Consider the following 393-nt stretch of genomic DNA (forward strand, 5'->3'; position numbering starts at 1 on the left):
TTTTGAGTCACTGGTTTTGAAGCATCATCTGGCAGTTCTCCAGAGATTGCATCAATCTCTCTTTGAACATCCCCTCTTTTTAAATCTATATTTACACCATAATCAAACTCTATACTTACAGTTGATCTTTCAAATGCTGATGTTGATGTTATCTTTTTTATTCCATCAACACCCGATAGTGAATCCTCTATTTTTTTTGTAATCTGACTGTTTACATCATCTGGAACAGCTCCATTCCAAGTTGTACTAACAATAACCATCGGGATATTCATATTAGGAAGCAGTTCAGATTTCATTGATAACATTGAAACAATCCCTAAGAATACCATCGAAACCATCACCATTACCGTTGCAACTGGTCTACGTATAGCAATACCTGCTAATGACATATAT

General features: G+C 35.1%; 1 protein-coding gene. It reads right to left on the reverse strand.

The window, feature by feature from the left end; translation table 11 throughout:
- Positions 1 to 393, reverse strand: a 393-nt coding sequence (locus L992_RS12760; RefSeq protein WP_231549797.1) for an efflux RND transporter permease subunit, incomplete at both ends; no start/stop codon positions are given.

It is taken from the genome of Cetobacterium sp. ZOR0034 (genome assembly GCF_000799075.1).
Lineage (GTDB): Bacteria > Fusobacteriota > Fusobacteriia > Fusobacteriales > Fusobacteriaceae > Cetobacterium_A.